General features: G+C 36.1%; 1 protein-coding gene and 1 pseudogene. One reads left to right on the top strand and one right to left on the bottom strand.

Translation table 11 applies throughout. The annotated features are described in order from the left end of the window. Positions 1 to 293 (top strand): annotated as a pseudogene (locus FGQ53_RS11870) (IS4 family transposase); the annotation flags it as partial. A 131-nt stretch (positions 294 to 424) separates the two neighbouring features. Here the strand turns inward: FGQ53_RS11870 and FGQ53_RS11640 are convergent. Then, positions 425 to 1,135 carry a TIGR02206 family membrane protein gene (locus FGQ53_RS11640; protein ID WP_138338941.1) on the bottom strand — a complete coding sequence of 237 codons (711 nt, stop codon included), beginning with the start codon at positions 1,133 to 1,135 and terminating at the stop codon, positions 425 to 427. Positions 1,136 to 1,353 lie beyond the last annotated feature (218 nt).

The following is a 1,353-nucleotide window of genomic DNA, read 5'->3' as shown; positions in this document are numbered from 1 at the left end:
CAAAAAAGAAGGAAGGGATTCTCCAAGAAATCTTTGCTCGCTTTACAAATTTTAACTTTTGTCGTTGGGTAACCTCGCAAGTTGTCATCGACAGTAATCACAAAAAACAAAGATATAAAGTGTGTTTCTCGGATGTGGCTTATGCCTGCCGTTTGTTTTTTAACGGTTTCCTTTCTTCCCTCCAGTTGAAAAACTACCTCAAGAAACAGTTATCTATTATTCGATCGAATCGAAAATATCCAAGAAAGATAAAGGCCCAATCGGTAGTTGATTTCATCTATAGAGTAACATAAATCTCAAAAAATAGGGTGAAAAACCTTTATTTGTCATGCAAAAAAATAGAAGATGCGATAGAGAATCACTTTGATGACCTCAATCCTATCTCCTATTCAAGTAGTTAGATCACTAACTTAATGACATTGGCTCATTTCCAAGCTTTCTTTGCAATCATTTTTTCTACTTCTTGTTCTAAAAATAGTTCCAAGATTTTCTTTGTCAAAGTAATCGCTGCCGACAAGGCCAGAGAAACGATTAAATAATTAGCTACTAAGCCGTGATCTCCAACCAATGGCGGTTTTGTCAAGAATCCGTAATCACCACCTGTCACTAAATTGACCACAAAAATCAAGGCATTTAGGGCAAAGGTCATGAGAAAAATTCCCTTCACATCCAGCAATCTTCCATTGTACCGTCTCAATAGATAAACTAGAGAGTTCCCCAATAGTGCTAAATGCCCAAAGATAAAGGACAAAATGGCAATATGGGGGAAAGGATAGGCATCTGGCACTGGATAAACAAAGGCTGCTAATGTCCCAAATGTTCCTAGTAGTGCAAAATACTGCCTATATTTGGACTGACCAGGTAGCAAAAGCACGACAAACATAGCCACACGACAATGGTAAAAGGGTAAGCTTTCTGATAGTGGCATGTGATTGATCCAGTACCAACCATAAAGAAGGATTAACTGAACAGTCTGTAAAATCTGGAAAAATCGTTGGTAAACCTTCTTCTCACGATAACGATAGGCTGTATAAAAGGTCAAGGCCAAGAGTGTAAATATACTGACATACCAAAAAAGGTCAAATTTGGGTGGTTCTGTTGCTTGGGTCGTAAAGAAAATATCCCATAAATTCATCTAGTCTTCCTCATGATTCAAAATTTTCCTGCATATTATTATACCATGCTATTTGTCAAAAATGGATTTAGAAATACGATAATCATCTTCTTATACTTAACAAAAATCAAAAATTGACGTATAATAGATATATGACACAAGCAACATTTACTACCAATGACAAAAACATTCTCACAAAAGCTCTCAAAGATAAGAAAAATCTGCGCTTTCATAAACGA

Origin of the sequence: Streptococcus mitis (assembly GCF_005844455.1) — a bacterium.
GTDB lineage: Bacteria > Bacillota > Bacilli > Lactobacillales > Streptococcaceae > Streptococcus > Streptococcus mitis_BF.
This window is presented reverse-complemented; position numbering and strand designations above follow the sequence as displayed.

Bases quoted from the DNA above. Each gene is read 5' to 3' on its own strand.
- FGQ53_RS11640 (WP_138338941.1), bottom strand. From the start codon at position 1,135: ATGAATTTATGGGATATTTTCTTTACGACCCAAGCAACAGAACCACCC.